Source organism: Streptomyces daghestanicus (assembly GCF_020521275.1).
In the GTDB taxonomy this organism is placed as follows: Bacteria; Actinomycetota; Actinomycetes; order Streptomycetales; family Streptomycetaceae; genus Streptomyces; species Streptomyces griseoviridis.
This window is the reverse complement of the sequence record NZ_BNDX01000018.1, coordinates 113,326-128,285: the sequence shown is the minus strand read 5'-3', so window position 1 is coordinate 128,285 and position 14,960 is coordinate 113,326. Positions and strand designations below refer to the sequence as shown.

Here is a 14,960-nt window from a genome sequence, read left to right as displayed (position 1 = left end):
GCCGCCACACCTTGCGAAGCGAGCTTCCACCCCGATGCACTTAGCCCGGCCTCCTCCCGTGAGCCGTCGCCCCGTCGCGCCCGTCCCCCTTGCGGACCGCGCGTACGCCGCAACGCCCCCTTTCGACTTCTGTCCGTCACGAGAGGACCGCTGAACCCATGACGAGCACGTCGCAGGAAGCGCCCCGGACGACCACCTCGCACCCGCGCGTGGTCCTGGCCATCCTCTGCCTCACCCAGCTCCTGCTGACCCTGGACGACAACGTCGTCAACATCGCCCTGCCCACCATTCAGCGGGAACTCGGCTTCTCCGGACCGTCCTTGGTGTGGGTGGTGAACACCTACATGCTGGCCTTCGGCGGTTTCCTCGTCCTGGGCGGCCGGCTAGGTGACCGCTACAGCCTGGTGCGCACCTTCGCCGCGGGCACCGCGGTGTTCGCGCTGGCCTCCTTGCTGAGCGGCCTGGCCGCCGAGCCCTGGCAGCTGATCGGCGCCCGCGCGCTCCAGGGCCTGGGCGCGGCCCTGGTGGCGCCGGCCGTCCTGGGGCTGCTGACGCTGGTGTTCACCGAACCGGCGGCGCGGGCCAAGGCGTTCGCGGTGTGGGGCGCCACGGCGGTGACCGGTGCGCTGGCCGGTCTGATCCTCTCGGGTGTCATCACCGAGTACTGGTCGTGGCGCTGGGTCTTCTTCATCAACCTGCCGGTCGCGGCGCTGGCCCTGGTGCTCCTGCCCAGGCTGCTGCGCGGCGTCCACCGCCCGCACGGCGACCAGGCGCTCAACTGGGGCGGTGCCGCCCTGCTCACCTGCGGTCTCGCGCTCCTGGTGTACGCGCTGCTGTCGTTCGGCGGCGACGGCGGCCGGCCGGCCGTGGCCGCGGCGTGTGCCGTGCTGTCGCTGGCGCTGCTCGCCGCGTTCGCCGTCGACCAGCGCCGTTCGGCCAACCCGCTGGTCACCAAGGGGGTCTTCGCCTCTCCCGTGCGGGCGCGGGCGCTGGTGGCGGCCGTGCTGCTGTCCGCGGCGACGTTCCAGGGGTTCCTGGTGCTGACGCTGTACCTGCAGAACGGGCTGGGGTTCACGCCGCTGGAGGCCGGGCTCGGTTATGTGCCGTTCGCCCTGGGGTCGCTGACCGGGGTCAAGGCCGGTGAGCGCGCCACGGTGCGGTTCACGGCCGGCCGGGTGCTGACCGTGGCGTGCGCGGGCACCGCGGCGGGCGCGCTGCTGCTGTCCTGGGCCGCCTCCCGGGAGTTCGGCTACGCCGGGCTGCTGCCAGGCATCCTGCTGTTCGCGATCGGGGTGGGGGCCGGGCTGCCGGCCGCGGCGTCGGCCGCGGCGCGGGACGCCGACGAGCGGACCTCCGGTGTCATCGCCTCGCTGGTCAACTCCAGCCAGCAGCTCGGCGGCGCGGTGGGCCTCGCCCTGACGGGCCTCTCGCTGGGCGACTCGGGGCACGGCTTCGGCGCGGCCCTGGCGGTGTGCGCCGCCGCCGCGCTGCTGGCCTGCGGCTGGGCGGCCGTCGTGGCGCGGCGCGAGCCCCTCGTCTCGCCGTCGTCCTGACGGCCCGGGGCGGGGCCGCGGGTCCCGCCCCGCTCAGCGCGGCGTCAGCCGCACCAGTTCCCCGCTCTCCGTCGCCGTCCAGACGGTGTCCGTCCCGGCCGTGACGATCCCGTGCGGCTCGCTGACACCGGGGGGCAGCTCGTACGTCCGTACCCGCCCGGCCGGGGTGACGCGGCCGATCCGGCGGGTTCCCCACGCGGTGAACCAGCAGCCGCCGTCGGCCGCGGCGGCGACGCCGTGCGGCCGGGTGGCGGCGCCGCCGGGCAGCGCCACCTCGTCCACCTGTCCGTCGCCGGCGATGCGGCCGATGCGGCCGACGCCGTTCTCGGTGAACCACAGGGTGCCGTCGGGCGCCGCGGTGATGTCCACCGGCCGGGCCCCGGGGGTGGGCAGCCGGTGGAGGCGGACGGAGCCGTCGGTGCCGACGCGTCCGATGGCGTCGGCCTGGCTGAGGGCGAACCACATGGCGCCGTCGGCGCCCGCCGTGATGCCGGCGGCTCCGGCGGCCCGCACCGGCAGCGGGAACGTCTCGACCGCCGGGGGACGGCCGTCCAGGGCGGGTCCGGGGTGCGGGAGCCGTCCGACCCGGTCCGCGGTCAGCTCGGTGAACCACATCGCGCCGTCCGGTCCGGCGGCGATGCCGAAGGGTCCCGCGCCGCGGTCCAGCGGCACCCGCACGGTGCGGCCGTCGACGGTGTCGATGCCCGTGATCGCGTCGCCCAGGAACTGGGTGACCCACATGGTCCGCGCGCCGGGCCCCGGTGCGACGACGGTGGGCCGGGCCGAGACGCCGCCGGCCGGGTGGCGCCGTGCCGGTTCCCCGTCCTTGATCCGGGCGAGCTCACCGGAACGGGCGAGCGTCACCCACAGCGCCCCGTCGGCGGCGACGGCGACGGCGTAGGGGCCGTCGCCCGGGACCGGGACCACGGTCGTTACGCAGGCGGGGGACGGATCGCCGGGACGTGCCGGGGCATCCGCCCCGGCGCCGGATCGCTCGGTGGGCAAGACGGGGTTCCCCTCGTGGCGCGGTGGCCCCGTCGGGCGGCGCTCGGGAACGCGCCGCGCTGCCGTACGGGGGCGTGGACTGATCCCGCGATCATGTCCGCTTCCCACCTGCCGCGCGCACCGTGTTCACTCCGGAGAGTGAGGATCGCGGCGGATTCACCCGACGGTGTCAGCGCAGGGCCGCCCGGTCGGGTGAGGCGAAGTCCAGGGGCATCCGGGGGGTCCCGCCGGTGACGAGGTCGCCCAGCGCCTCGCCGATGCCGGTGGCGTGCTTGAAGCCGTGGGCGTTGCAGCCGCCGGCCAGCACCAGCCGGGGGTCGCCGCCGGGGCGGCCCAGGACGAACTGCCCGTCGGGGGTGGCGGTCAGCATGCACACCGAGACCTTCGCGGGGGCCGGCTCGAGACCGGGCAGGCGGGTGTCCAGCACGGCCGCGAGGTCGGTCCAGTCCTCGGCGACGACGGAGCGGTCGTCGGTGCGCGGGTCGAGCGGCCGGCCGGGGCGGCCGTGGATCTCCAGGCCGAGTTTGACCGGGTGGGGGCCTTCGCTGCCGTTGCCCCACAGGACCTGACCGCCTGGCAGGTCGCGCATGAACACCGGGAACCGGTCGAGCGTGTACCGGTCGTCCCCGGTGCCGGAGCGGAACCAGGTGATGGGCATGCGCAGGGTGGTCAGCGGCAGGCCGGGAACCAGGCCGTCGAGCCAGGAGCCGACGGTGACGACGGCCTGGCGCACGCGCAGGGTGCGGGCGGCGGTGCGCAGTTCCACGCCCCCGGGCACCAGGTCCACCGCGTGGACCCGGGTGCCGGTGAGCACGGGCGCGCCGGCGGAGCGGGCGAGGCGGACCGCGGCGCGTACGGACTCCTCGGGGCGCAGGATGCCGGCGGACGGTTCCCACACGGCGATGTCCTGGGGGCCGAGGGCGGCGTGCTGGCCGTACCGCTCGGTCAGCTCACCGTGGGAGAGCCGGTGCACGGTGATGCCGTGCCGCCGGGCCGCGCGCAGGGTCCCGCCGACGATCCGGCCGTCCTCGGGGCCGATGAGCAGACCGCCCCGGTTGTCGAAGAGGGGGCGGCCGGCGGCGTCGGCGAGTTCGTGCCACAGCTCCAGGGAGCGCCGGGCGAGCGGGACGAGGCCGGGGTGTTCCAGGCAGGTGACGCGGAACATCCGGGAGCCGCCGTGCGAGGAACCGAGGGGGTGCCCGGGCTCGAACTGCTCGACGCCCAGGACGTCCAGGCCCCGGTCGGCCATGCGCCACAGCGCGCACGCGCCCCAGGCGCCCAGGCCGACGACGGCGACTTCGGCGTCCCAGTTGCTCACGCCCGCTCCTTCTCGATGGTTCGCCCCGCCACGGGCGGCGGGGCGGCACAGGGGTGGTCCGAGGGGTGGTGCGAGGGGTGGTGCGCGCTGCTGCGGGGCCTGCGGTCCGTCAGCCGGTGTGGGCCAGTCGTACGCCCGAGTCGCCGTGCCGGGCGGGTTCCTCGGGCCCGGCCATGAGGATGGAGTGCTGCAGCCTGCGCAGGTGGGCGGAGGGCTCCAGGCCCAGTTCCCGTACGAGAGTGCCGCGCAGGCGCTGGTAGGTCTCCAGCGCCTCGCCCCGCCGTCCGGAGCGGTGCAGGGCGATCATGAACTGGGCGTGCAGGTTCTCGTGGGTGGGGTGGCGGCTGGCCAGCACCGTCAGCTCGGGGAGCAGTTCGCGGTGCCGGCCCAGGCGCAGGTCGGCCTCGATGCGCTGGTCGAGCGCGCACAGCCGGCTCTCCTCCAGGCGGCGGATCTCCGTCTCCAGCTGCGACCCGGCCTGTACGTCGGTCAGCGCGGGGCCCGACCACAGGTCCAGGGCCGTCCGCAACTGCTGCGCCGCGCGCGGGTAGTCCTCGGCGTCCATGGCCCGGTACCCGGTGCCGACGAGCCGGTCGAACTCCCTGACGTCGTGCGAGCCGCCGCCCGTGTTCAGCATGTATCCGCCCGGCGAGGTGACCAGGACGTCCTTGGGGCTGCACCGCTCGGCGCCCGGTGCCGCCTCGGGCCTGCCGCCGTGCTTCAGAGCCTTCGCGATCAGTTCGCGGATCTGCAGGACGTACGTCTGGAGCGTGGTGCGCGCGCTGCGGGGCGGCGTGCCGGCCCACAGCTCCTCGGTCAGGACGGACACCGGCACCACCCGGTCCGCGTGCAGTGCCAGCAGAGCGAGCACCTGCCTAGGTTTGGGGGCGGTCGGTGTGATCGAAAGACCGTTCTCCCGCACCGCCAGCACGCCCAGTACACCGATGTCCACGCTGTCTCCCCTGTTGACGCCACGGTCGGAACGCGTCGCACCCGCCGGCACCCGTCGCCCGGCACGGAAATGTGACCGTCCTGGTCCTGGTCCCGGACGAGTTCGGTCACCCGAGCGATGTCGGCTCACAGCCGATTAAAAGACAGCACGAACGGTCTGTCAATGGAAAACCGCGTGACTGGTTTTTTCATGGGGTTCCGACGGCGCCGATCGCCGGCCCGTTCCCGGCGGAACTTCCTTGACCTGCCCGTTCCTTGAAGCGGAAAGGTGCGATCCGCCACTGCACGCGCCCGTTCGACGGTGATTTCGTCGGCCCACTCGGGCAAAAACCGCACGGAAGCGCTTACTCCACCATGCGAACAGAGCACGAACAAGACCGGATCGGCTGTTTACGGCAGGCGCTTTCCCCTCCGGTCGCCCTGCGGGTCGGCCCCGCGGATGTCCAACTCCCGCAGGACGCCCGGCCGCGACAGGCGGGGCAGCACCAACTCCCAGAAGCGGGTGAGTCGTTCCCGCGCGATCCAGGTACGGCTTCCCGTGCCCAGCACCTCGAAACCCACCGTCGCCGCGACCACGACCGTGGCCGCGTCGGCGGGTGACACCCCGTCCGCCAGGGACCCGTCCGCCGCGGCGTCCCGGAGGACGCTCTCGACCCAGTCCTGCCACTGCCCGCGCAGGCCGAGCCCGGCCCGCCTGCGCGCCGGGGAGCCGGACAACGCGAACCCGGCGCGTACGACCACGTCCCGGTCGAGCCCGTTCATCAAGCGGTGCGAGGCGTCGACCAGCCGCTGCAGCGCGCCGTCGCCCGACTCCCCGTCCGGCAGCATCCGGCGCAGGGCCGCGGCGGCACTCTGCTCCACGGCGTCGGCGAGCGCGTCCTTGGTCTCGAAGTGGAAGTGCAGCGCGCCGTTGCTCACCCCGGCCTGCCGGCTGATGGCGGCGATCGAGGCGCGCGTGAAGCCCTTCTGCACGAACGCCTCGGCGGCGGCCTGGATCAGCAGCCATCTGGTACGTGCCGCGCGTTCCTGTTTGACCATCGGCTGACTCCTGGTGTCGGGAGCCGGCCGGCCGGACCCACGGCCGCAGCCGGGGGCCCGGCCGGCTCGCCCCATCGATGAGCGGATCACTGCGGGGGTGCCGTGCCCGCGGGGCGCGGCGGGGCCGGGCACGCCGCCGCCCGCACACACCCCACGCACGGTTCGGGCGTCGCGAGTTCACGCGTGAGAAGCAGGGGAAGATTAGCAAACCGCTCATGCGGTTTGAAGGTACGGGTGGCAGCGAGGCACACATCGTCCCTCTCCATCGACGGCCCCGCCCCTGTCGTCGTCGGCACCGCCTGCCGGTACGCGGCCCGCGCGGCCCACGCCGTACCGGCGCTTGAGAACGGCTCGTGACCCGGTGGAGAGGACGGTACCGAGGGTGCCCCGCCCCACCGGGCCACCTCGTGCGGCACGCGTACGATCAACGCGACACGTCGGCCCCAGGCGGCCCGGCGCGGCGGCGCGAGGGAGAGATGACATGGGTGCCCTCACGGGCAGGACGGCTCTGGTCACGGGCGCGGGACGGGGCATCGGCCGGGGCATCGCCCGCCGCCTGGCGGCGGACGGCGCGCTGGTCGCCGTCCACTACCGGGCCGACGAGGCCGCGGCCCGCGAGACCGTCGCGTCGATCACCGGGAACGGCGGGCGGGCCGTTCTCGTGCGCGCCCCGCTCGGCGTGCCCGACGACGCGCGGCGGCTGTACGAGCGCTTCGACGCGGCGCTGGCCGAGCGGGGCGAGGAGCCGTGCCTCGACATCCTGGTCAACAACGCGGGCTTCAACAGGCGGGGTTCCGTGGCCGACGTGCGGTCGGAGGACTTCGACGAGCTGATCGCCGTACACGCCAGGGCACCGCTCTTCCTCGTCCAGCACGGACTGGGACGGCTGCGCGACGGCGGACGGATCGTCACCATCAGTTCCGCCGCGACCAGGGTGGCGCTTCCCGAGTCCATCGCCTACTCCATGGCCAAGGCGGCCGCCGAGGCCATGACCCGCGCGCTGGCCAAGGATCTCGGCCGGCGTCGCATCACCGTGAACGCGGTCGCACCGGGCTTCGTCAAGACGGACATGAACGCCCGGCGCTGGGCCACCCCCGAGGGCGAGGCCGCACACGCCGCCCTCTCGGTGTTCTCGCGGATGGGCGAGGCCGCCGACATCGCCGACATCGTGGCCTTCCTCGCCTCGGACGACGCGCGGTGGATCACCGGTCAGTGCCTGGACGCCTCGGGTGGCGTCGGCCTGTGACGGCGGGAGGTGAGGACCGGGGCCGGGAACCGCGGCGCCGTCTCGGATCCTCCGGCGGGGAAGGTCCACCACCGTAGAAGTTAAACCGGGTGGTATGTATCTTCGCTTGTCAGAACTGCCGCCGCGCGTCCCACCCACGACGACTCAGGGAGATCAGACATGTCTGCGAGCGCGTTCCGTGTCGGGAAAGTGATGTCGGGGGCCCCGTACAGCGAGGACGGCTCCGCAGCGCCGGCCGGACTCGGCGCACCGCGCCGGCCGGCCCTGACCACCACGGTCCCGAGGGAGTTGGTGCACCGTGCCAGCGTCGCCGAGGTCCTGCTGACCGGCTGGGACCGCGTGGACGACGCCCGGTTCACCGTGACCGCGCAACTGCCCCGGCAGCACGGCTTTCACGTGTCCGTGGGCGGCTGTCACGATCCCCTGCTGATCACGGAGACGGTCCGTCAGGCCGGCCTGCTGCTGGCCCACGCGGAGCTGGGGGTGCCACTGGAGCACCAGTTCCTGATGTGGGACCTCTCGGCGGACGTCGTGCCCGAGGCGCTGCGGGTCGGCGGGGCGCCGGCCTCCCTGGACATCGATGTCGCGTGCGAGGACGTCAGGCGACGGGGCGCGCAGGTCGCGGGGGCCCACTACGACATGGTGATACGCCGTGACGGCGAGGTGGCGGCGCGCGGCGGGGCCACCTTCACCTGTACCTCTCCGGCGGTCTACCGGCGCCTGCGCGCGGCGGCCAGGGCCGGTGCCGGCGCTCCCGTCCCGCTCCCGCTGCCCAGTCCCGCGCCGCCGCGGGAGGTGGGCCGCGTCTCGGCCGCGGACGTCGTCCTGTCCCCGTCGCCCGCGGCGGGCAGGTGGCGGCTGCGGGCGGACACCACGCATCCCGCCCTCTTCGACCACCCGGTGGATCATGTGCCGGGCATGGTGCTCCTGGAGGCGGCCCGTCAGGCGACGACGGCCTTTCTGCGCCGCCCGTGCCTGCCCGTGGGCCTCACCGGCGAGTTCAGCCGCTACGTGGAGCTGGACCGCGAGTGCGCGATCGAGGCATGCGCGCTGCCCGGCGGCGCGGCGGAGGGGAGGGAGCGGGTGCTCGTGACCGGACGTCAGGACGGCGGCCAGGTCTTCCGGGCCACCGTCACGGCGGCCCCGGTGCCCCTGTGAACACGGGTCGCGCCGGTCGCCGTGCTACCCGGCCACGAGTGCCGGGTCGTCCGTGAGGCTGCCGCCGGTCACGTCCGGCGCGGGTCCGAGACCCGCGAGCACCCGGCTGCCCCGGTCCGGCGCGATGTCCAGGTGCAGCAGCACCGAGGGCAGGGCGATCGACGGCAGCAGGTGTTTCAGCAGGACGGAGACCCGGCGCTCTATGTCCTGGAAGTCGGTTTCGAGCTGGGCGTAGAGCTGCACCCCGTTGAAGGCGCTGACCACCAGCTCGGCGATCTCCCGCGGCACCACGTGCGGGAGTGTCTCCCCTCGCTGCCTGGCCACGGTGACGATCTCCGTGAGGACGTCGACCCACATCGGCCAGGCGCTGCCGTAGTGCCTGCGCCCGATGGGGTCGGCGGACAGCCGGGCACCCGCCTGCACCACGGGGTCGAAGACCAGCCGGTGGGCCACCGTCATGGCGACGTCGATCATTTCCTGGAGCTTGGTGTCCTGTTCGGGCAGCTCCAGCAGCCCCTGGGCCTCCAGGACGCCTTGGGCCAGCGCCTCCTTGGAGTCGAAGTGGAAGTACAGGGCGCCCTTCGTCACGCCGGCGGCCTTGAGGATGTCCGCGACCGTCGCCGCGGTGTACCCCTGCTTGGCGAAGACCTCCGCGGCGGCCATCAGTACCGCGCGCCGGGTCCTGATCGCCCGCTCCTGCTGTGCCATCGGCCCCTCATTTCCCCGAACCACATCGATCCGCTCGAGTGCGGCGCCCCGAGAAAGAACAAACCGTCCGTGAGGTATCTTACCAGTTCGGTGCCGGACCATACGGTCACGGAACGGGCACTCTTCAGCCCGCCGGCGGCCAGGAACGGCCTTCGGCGGCCTCGGAGTCGACCAGGCGCAGCAGGCGCTCGTCCACCTCGTCGAGCGAGCCGACCACGTGCCGCACGCCGGCCTCGCGCATCAACGCGCGCTGGAAACCGTGCGGGTAGGCCGTGGGATGCCCGATGAAGGCCGCGCCCCGCGACCGTGCCGCCTCGGCCACCCGTGCCACGTCGTCCAGGAAGAGGACCTGGTCGCAGCGGAGCCCGAAGACGTCCTCGGCGATCTCCCGTACGCCGGGCCTGAAGGAGTCGGTGCACACGTACCCGGGTTCGTCGAAGCAGTCCCCGTAGGCGGCCAGGTGCCGGTCGAAGTGGGCGCGGGCGAGCCCTCCGTAGCAGACGACGGACGCCCCGGTGGCGCGCAGCCGCGCCAGCAGGGCGCCGGCTCCGTCGAGGAGCCGTACCGGTTCTTCCGCGAGATACTGCTCGCGCTCCCGGAAGTAGGCCTCGATCACGTCCTCGGGCCGCTCCCCCGGCTCCGCCAGGACGGTCGCGGCCCGCATCCGGGGCTGCGAGAACACCGCTCGCTCCAGCTCGGCCGTGTAGGTGCCGCCGCGTTTCACCACGAACCGGTGAATGACCGGGCTGAAGGTGTCGTTGAGCAGCACACCGTCGATGTTCACTGCGATCAGCCGCAGATGCCGAAGACCCACCAGGACCGCCTAGCGTCGAGCCGCCCGGCTTCCCGCCGGGCGGCACTGATAGTAGGAGCAATCCTGGCAGGTGGCCATGGCGTGTCCGGGGACCGGGACGAACCGCCTGAGTGGTTTCTCCGGACGCGGGCCGGCGGCCGGGCGACGCGTGGAGGCGGGCCGCCCGGCCGCCGGCGGCGAGCGGTGTCACGCGGTGTCGGTGTGCCATCCGCCGCAGTCGAACGCGCCCTTGGAGCTGTTGTGCTGGCAGGCGCGGTAGCGGACGGCGGTGCCCTCGGCGATCTCGTAGTCGACGGTCACCGGGGCGGCGTCGTACCCCTTGGCGTTGACGACGTCGTCGTACGGGTACCACACGCCACCGGACTTGATGTCGAACTGCCCGATGGTGCCGACGCCGTTGGAGGCGTAGTCGTGGACCACGAAGACCTCTCCGTACGACTGGAAGTCGACGGCGGCCTCGCAGCCCGGGTTGCACACGCTGCCGTCCGCGGACGCGGTCGGTGCTCCGACGAGCAGGCTGGTGCCGATCGCCCCGGCGGTGCCCAGTGCGGCGGCGAGATACCTGATGCGCACGGTGTTCTCCTCTTCCTCGATGCGGCTCTGCGGGGGCCGGTGGGTGAGGCCCGGGTGACCGCCCCCCGTCGCGGTCACCCGGTGCCCCACAACGTACGGAGCCGTTCCGGCCGTCACATCAGGGCTGGCCCTGAGAGGCCGTGGCGTCCTGCCGGCGGGCGGGTCAGACGCGCAGCCAGGCCAGCACCGCCAGGACGCGGCGGTGGTCGTCGGGCGCGGGTTCCAGGCAGAGCTTGCCGAACACGCTGCGCACATGGGTCTCCAGCGTCTTGCCGCTGACCCGCAGGCGGCGGGCGATGGCCTCGTTGGAGCGGCCCTCGGCCATCAGCCCGAGCACCTCCCGCTCGCGCGGGGTGAGCGCGTCGAGCGAGTCCCCGGGCCGGGGCCGGTTCATCAGTCGCTCCACGATCCGGGGGTCCACCGCCGAGCCGCCCGCGGCCACCCGCCGCAAGGCGTCCAGGAGTTCCTCCGCGTCCGCGACCCGGTCCTTCAGGAGGTAGCCGAAGCCGCGCGGGTCACGGGCCAGCGCGCGCACCGGGTCACCGGTCTCGGCGTACTGCGACAACAGCAGCACACCGGTCCCGGGGCAGCGGGCCCTGACGGCGTGCGCCGCGCGCAGCCCCTCGTCGGTGTGGGTCGGCGGCATCCGGATGTCGAGCAGCACGGCGTCGGGGCGATGCGCCACGACCTGCTCCAGGAGGCTGTCGGCGTCCGGCAGTTGGGCGGCCACCTCGACGCCGAAGTCGTCCAGCAGGCGGGCCAGTCCCTGGCGCAGCAGCGCGGAGTCCTCGGCGACGATCACCCGCACGGCAGCTCCGCCCGTATCCGGGTTCCGGCCCCGGGCGCGCTGGAGACCTCCAGGGTGCCGCCGAGCGCGCCCACCCGGTCGGCGAGGCCGCGCAGGCCGCCGCCTCCGGGATCGGCGCCGCCGGTGCCGTCGTCGCTCACCTCGACGACCAGCCGGCCGCGGTCCGGGCGGACCGTCACCCCGACGGCCCGGGGGGAGGCGTGCCGCGTCGCGTTCCCCACCGCCTCGCACACCACGAAGTACGCCGTGCTCTCCACGAGTGCGGGGTAGCGTTCGGGTCCGGCCGCCACCACGACCGGTACGGGACAGCGCTCGGCCAGGGCGGTGACAGCGGGCCCCAGCCCGGAGCGGGCCAGGACCGCCGGGTGGATGCCGTGGGCCAGGTCGCGCAGTTCCTCCAGTGCCTCGCGCAGGGTGCGTTCCGTCTCGGCCACGTCCGAGCGCAGGGCCGCGTCGCCGCCGGCGAGCCGGGCGCGGAGCCGGGCCAGCCCCATCAGCGCGAACACGAGTCTGGCCTGGGCGCCGTCGTGGAGGTCGCGTTCCAGCCGCCGCCGTTCCTCGTCGGCCGCGCGCAGCAGCCGCCGGCGGCTCTCCAGGGCACGGGTGGCGAGGGCGTCGTTCTCCCCGCGCAGGCGGCTGTCGCGCAGGCACAGCCGCAGCGCCGCGCTCACCGCTCGCATCAGCTCCGGATCGCTGTGCAGCGCGCTGTCGTGGACGAGTACCGCCTCCGGGGTCTCGCGCCCGTCGCGCACGACGGTCACGGCCTGCCCCCGCCGTCCCGTCCCGTGGGGGACGGCCGTCGCGGGGACGGGGGTCGTGGGGGCGGTCGCAGCGGCGGTCGTGGGGAGGGGGTCCGCCGCTCCGCCGGCGGCCCGGGCGGCGGTGCCGGTGGTGACCGCGCCGGACGCGATCCGCAGGACGGCGCCGGCCGGGTCGGTGAAGACGGGGCCGTGCCGCCCCTCGCTCCCCGAGCGCAGTCCCAGCCGGAGCGTCGGGTCACCGAGCGCCCGGCGCAGTTCCTCCTGGAGCCGCTGGGGCGTGGGGTCATTGCCGGCCGCGATCACCAGCCCGCCCACCGAGGCCCGCCGCAGCCGCATCCGCAGCAGACCGGTCAGGAAGGCGACGGGCACGGCGATCTGGCTGAGATCGGAGGGTACGGTCAGGTAGGTGCCGGCGCCGGCGAGGGTGTCCGGGGCCAGCACATGGAGGATCTCCCAGCCCACGAAGGCCACGGCCAGGGCGACGGCCACCCAGGCCGGCAGCAGCACGCGGCGCCGGGCGGGCCCGCTCGTCCGCCACCGCCGTACCAGGGACAGGACCACCGCGACGGTGAGCGCGACCCCGGCCCACCGGTACGTCAGGTCGACCGCCGCGAAGAGCCGGTGGTCGTGGACGAGGAGCAGCGCGTTGGGCCCGCACCGGCCGCAGGCCAGATAGCTGGCGCCGGCCCCTTCCACGGCCGGGTCGTAGGCGAGGGTGCGGACCAGTCCGCCCACGGCGACCAGCCCGTACCCGGTGCGGATCACCCCTCGCTCGGCCGGGCCGCCGGGCACTCCCTCGGGGTAGACCAGCAGCAGGTGGGCCAGCACGGCGAGGTTGAGGGCCTCGCCCCAGGCGCCGAGCGCGAACACCACGGGCTGCCCGGAACCCTGGAGGTTGCCGACGAACCAGGTGATGCCCTCGGCGAGCATGAGCCGCCCGGTGGGGTTGGCGGGCCGCAGCCGCCAGGCCACCAGTCCCGCGACGGCGAACGACCAGCCGACCGCCAGGTCCCGTGCCACGTCCGCGGGCCCGGCCCCCGCCCGCAGGTACGCCCAGGAGCCCGCGAGGCCGGCACCGGCCGCCCCGGCCGCTCCCGCCGCCCATGTCCCCACGGCCGCCCGGTGCTCCCCCGCTGCCCGCACCGTCACCGTCCTCACCCCCGCCTTCGACGCACCCGTCATCATCCGAACCAGGGACGACGTGGGGCGAGGCGCTTTTCAGACCGCTTGGCGCGCCGCCGGGCAGCCGGCGAACGTCCGCCGCACGGAACGGCGGCGGCGGGGCATGCGGAGAGGGCAGCAGCCGTTCGACAGGGAGGGGGTGCCCACGATGGGGACCGCTGTGCACGTGCCGGAGACCAGGGACATGATCGGGGAGGAGCTCTCCGGTGACGAGGCGTACACCGCGCTGCGCCGCTACGGCGGACTGCGGCTGCTGGCCGACGCCTTCGCCCGGTTCCGGTACGCGGACGGTTTCACCAACGCGCGGGCCCTCGCCTTCCAGGTGGTGCTCGGGCTGCTGCCGTGCCTGGTGGTGCTGGTGGGGCTGGCGACCTCCGTGCACACGGAAGGGGCCGGCCGGGTCATCGAGCTGACCTTGAGCCGGATCGTGCCCGGTGCCAGTGAGGGGGTGGTGGCCGACGTGTTCGACAGCACGCGGCGCACCGCGGACGGGGACGTGTGGGGCGCGCTCGCCCTGTGGCTGGGCCTGGGCATGGCGGTGCTGAACCTCGCGTCGGCCATGGGGCAGATCGAGCGCGGTGCCAACCGCATCTACGGCATCGAACGGGACCGTCCGCCGCTGCGCAAGTACGGGCGGGCGTCGGTGCTGGCGTTCGCCGCGGGGCTGCCGCTGGTGCTGGGCTTCGTCGTGCTGGTGGCCGGGGAGGCCGTGGGGGACGCGGTCGCGGAGTTCTCCGGGAGCGGGGGCGGCGGGCCGAGGTGGTGGGACGCGCTGGACCTGCCGGTGGGCCTCGCCCTGGCCTGGGTGGCGTCGGCGGTGATCTTCCGGTGGTCGCCGCGGCGGGTCCAGCCGGGCTACACATGGCTGGCGTTCGGCTCGGCCGTGCACCTGCTGCTGTGGGTGTCGGCGACCTGGCTGCTGGCCCTGTACGTGGAGAAGAGCGGGGCCTTCGGTGCCGTGTACGGGCCGCTGACCGCGTTCATCGCCCTGCTGCTGTGGGCCAATCTCACGGCGGTCGCGCTCTTCCTCGGCATCGCCTTCGCCGCCCAGCTGGAGGCGGCCCGCGCCGGACTCACCCGCGCCGTCCGGCCGGACCCCGTGCCGGGCGGCGCGGCGGGCGACGCGCGCCGCGTCAGTTCGTGAGGGCGACGCCGCGGACGGAGACCTCGGCCGTGCCCTCCTCGGGCCGGCCGGCGTCCGGGCGTCAGGCGACCGTGGGCACGATGCCCGGCTCCACCGGCTCCAGGCCGGTGAGGAAGGACGCGGTCCGCTCCGGGGACCGCAGGGGGTAGGCGTGGGCGGACTGCGTGGTGCAGGCCGCGACCGCCGTGTCGAGCGCCTCGTCGGTGCCCGTGCCGTCGCTGAGGGCGAGGTGGCTGCCGGCCTGCCGTCCCGCCAGCGGGGCGCGCACCAGTTCTCCTGGACGCCCGGCGTCGGAGACCTGGCCCAGGATGCCGAGCATGGTCACGGCGACCGGGCGGTCGAGGTCCGGCGGCCTCGGCCAGGACGCGCTCCGGGTCCCTGGCCGGCGTCGAGGCAGGCGCAGGCGCCTTCCGGGCCGCTGGTGGGCAGGGCCTGGGCGCGCGCCAGGACGAGGGAGTCGTTGTCGGCGTACACGACGCGGCCCTCCGGCGCGACGCGCTGGACCACCTCGTGGGTGTTGTCCGCGGTGGGCGGTCCGGTGCCGATGCCGAGCGACTGGCGGACACCGGCCTCCCCGGACAGGAAGCGCACGGCCCGTGCCAGGAAGCACACGGCCAGGGGCGGTGACGGGTCCCTCGGACCCCCTTCGCCCTGATGCAACATCAACTTCCTTCGGGAAAGCGGTGGTTGCCTCTTGCGCG

At 74.4% G+C, this 14,960-nt stretch carries 16 protein-coding genes; 5 read left to right on the top strand and 11 right to left on the bottom strand.

From position 1 onward, the window contains the following. The first annotated feature begins 158 nt into the window (after window positions 1-158). Window positions 159-1,553, top strand: a complete 1,395-nt coding sequence (locus Sdagh_RS33225; protein WP_190078082.1) for an MFS transporter — start codon at window positions 159-161, stop codon at window positions 1,551-1,553. A 33-nt stretch (window positions 1,554-1,586) separates the two neighbouring features. Here Sdagh_RS33225 and Sdagh_RS33220 read toward each other — a convergent pair whose 3' ends face one another. The 4 genes from Sdagh_RS33220 to Sdagh_RS33205 all read right to left on the bottom strand — a co-directional run bounded on the left by Sdagh_RS33220 (window position 1,587) and on the right by Sdagh_RS33205 (window position 5,865). Beyond that, window positions 1,587-2,480 (bottom strand): Vgb family protein, encoded by an 894-nt coding sequence (locus tag Sdagh_RS33220; protein ID WP_190078081.1) that lies wholly within the window; start codon window positions 2,478-2,480, stop codon window positions 1,587-1,589. Window positions 2,481-2,727: 247 nt separating this feature from the next. Next, complete coding sequence (gene solA / locus Sdagh_RS33215; RefSeq protein ID WP_190009322.1) at window positions 2,728-3,876, bottom strand: N-methyl-L-tryptophan oxidase; 1,149 nt, start codon at window positions 3,874-3,876, stop codon at window positions 2,728-2,730. A gap of 109 nt (window positions 3,877-3,985) precedes the next feature. Next, entirely contained in the window at window positions 3,986-4,828 is an 843-nt protein-coding gene (locus Sdagh_RS33210; protein ID WP_190078080.1) for an AfsR/SARP family transcriptional regulator, read from the bottom strand. A gap of 389 nt (window positions 4,829-5,217) precedes the next feature. Further along, window positions 5,218-5,865: a ScbR family autoregulator-binding transcription factor gene (locus Sdagh_RS33205; RefSeq protein ID WP_189416158.1), complete on the bottom strand. Its 648-nt coding sequence runs from the start codon at window positions 5,863-5,865 to the stop codon at window positions 5,218-5,220. A 234-nt stretch (window positions 5,866-6,099) separates the two neighbouring features. On the opposite strand from Sdagh_RS33205, the gene Sdagh_RS36580 reads away from it, so the two are divergent. The 3 genes from Sdagh_RS36580 to Sdagh_RS33195 all read left to right on the top strand — a co-directional run bounded on the left by Sdagh_RS36580 (window position 6,100) and on the right by Sdagh_RS33195 (window position 8,269). Beyond that, window positions 6,100-6,222 carry a hypothetical protein gene (locus Sdagh_RS36580; protein WP_264201206.1) on the top strand — a complete coding sequence of 41 codons (123 nt, stop codon included), beginning with the start codon at window positions 6,100-6,102 and terminating at the stop codon, window positions 6,220-6,222. 124 nt (window positions 6,223-6,346) lie between these two features. Further along, window positions 6,347-7,111 (top strand): SDR family oxidoreductase, encoded by a 765-nt coding sequence (locus Sdagh_RS33200; RefSeq protein WP_189416155.1) that lies wholly within the window; start codon window positions 6,347-6,349, stop codon window positions 7,109-7,111. A 159-nt stretch (window positions 7,112-7,270) separates the two neighbouring features. After that, window positions 7,271-8,269 (top strand): ScbA/BarX family gamma-butyrolactone biosynthesis protein, encoded by a 999-nt coding sequence (locus Sdagh_RS33195; RefSeq protein ID WP_190078079.1) that lies wholly within the window; start codon window positions 7,271-7,273, stop codon window positions 8,267-8,269. 24 nt (window positions 8,270-8,293) lie between these two features. On the opposite strand, the gene Sdagh_RS33190 is transcribed toward Sdagh_RS33195, so the two are convergent. From Sdagh_RS33190 to Sdagh_RS33170, 5 genes are all read right to left on the bottom strand, one after another. Continuing rightward, window positions 8,294-8,977 carry a ScbR family autoregulator-binding transcription factor gene (locus Sdagh_RS33190; protein WP_190078078.1) on the bottom strand — a complete coding sequence of 228 codons (684 nt, stop codon included), beginning with the start codon at window positions 8,975-8,977 and terminating at the stop codon, window positions 8,294-8,296. A 124-nt stretch (window positions 8,978-9,101) separates the two neighbouring features. Then, entirely contained in the window at window positions 9,102-9,791 is a 690-nt protein-coding gene (locus Sdagh_RS33185; protein WP_226536102.1) for an HAD family hydrolase, read from the bottom strand. A gap of 186 nt (window positions 9,792-9,977) precedes the next feature. After that, entirely contained in the window at window positions 9,978-10,442 is a 465-nt protein-coding gene (locus tag Sdagh_RS33180; protein ID WP_189416147.1) for a hypothetical protein, read from the bottom strand. A gap of 85 nt (window positions 10,443-10,527) precedes the next feature. Next, entirely contained in the window at window positions 10,528-11,166 is a 639-nt protein-coding gene (locus Sdagh_RS33175; RefSeq protein ID WP_189416309.1) for a response regulator, read from the bottom strand. Then, complete coding sequence (locus Sdagh_RS33170) at window positions 11,163-13,082, bottom strand: histidine kinase (RefSeq protein ID WP_226536100.1); 1,920 nt, start codon at window positions 13,080-13,082, stop codon at window positions 11,163-11,165. The genes Sdagh_RS33175 and Sdagh_RS33170 overlap by 4 nt, the downstream gene beginning before the upstream one ends. 181 nt (window positions 13,083-13,263) lie before the next feature. Between Sdagh_RS33170 and Sdagh_RS33165 the strand changes: the two genes are divergently transcribed. Next, a complete protein-coding gene (locus Sdagh_RS33165) occupies window positions 13,264-14,259 on the top strand; it encodes a YihY/virulence factor BrkB family protein (RefSeq protein WP_190078077.1) in 996 nt (331 codons plus the stop codon). A 61-nt stretch (window positions 14,260-14,320) separates the two neighbouring features. Here the strand turns inward: Sdagh_RS33165 and Sdagh_RS36575 are convergent, their stop codons facing one another. Continuing rightward, the gene (locus tag Sdagh_RS36575) at window positions 14,321-14,578 is read right to left on the bottom strand and encodes an SAM-dependent methyltransferase (protein WP_264201205.1); all 258 of its coding nucleotides are present in this window, start codon (window positions 14,576-14,578) and stop codon (window positions 14,321-14,323) included. 2 nt (window positions 14,579-14,580) lie between these two features. After that, window positions 14,581-14,922 carry an SAM-dependent methyltransferase gene (locus Sdagh_RS36570; protein ID WP_264201204.1) on the bottom strand — a complete coding sequence of 114 codons (342 nt, stop codon included), beginning with the start codon at window positions 14,920-14,922 and terminating at the stop codon, window positions 14,581-14,583. Window positions 14,923-14,960 lie beyond the last annotated feature (38 nt).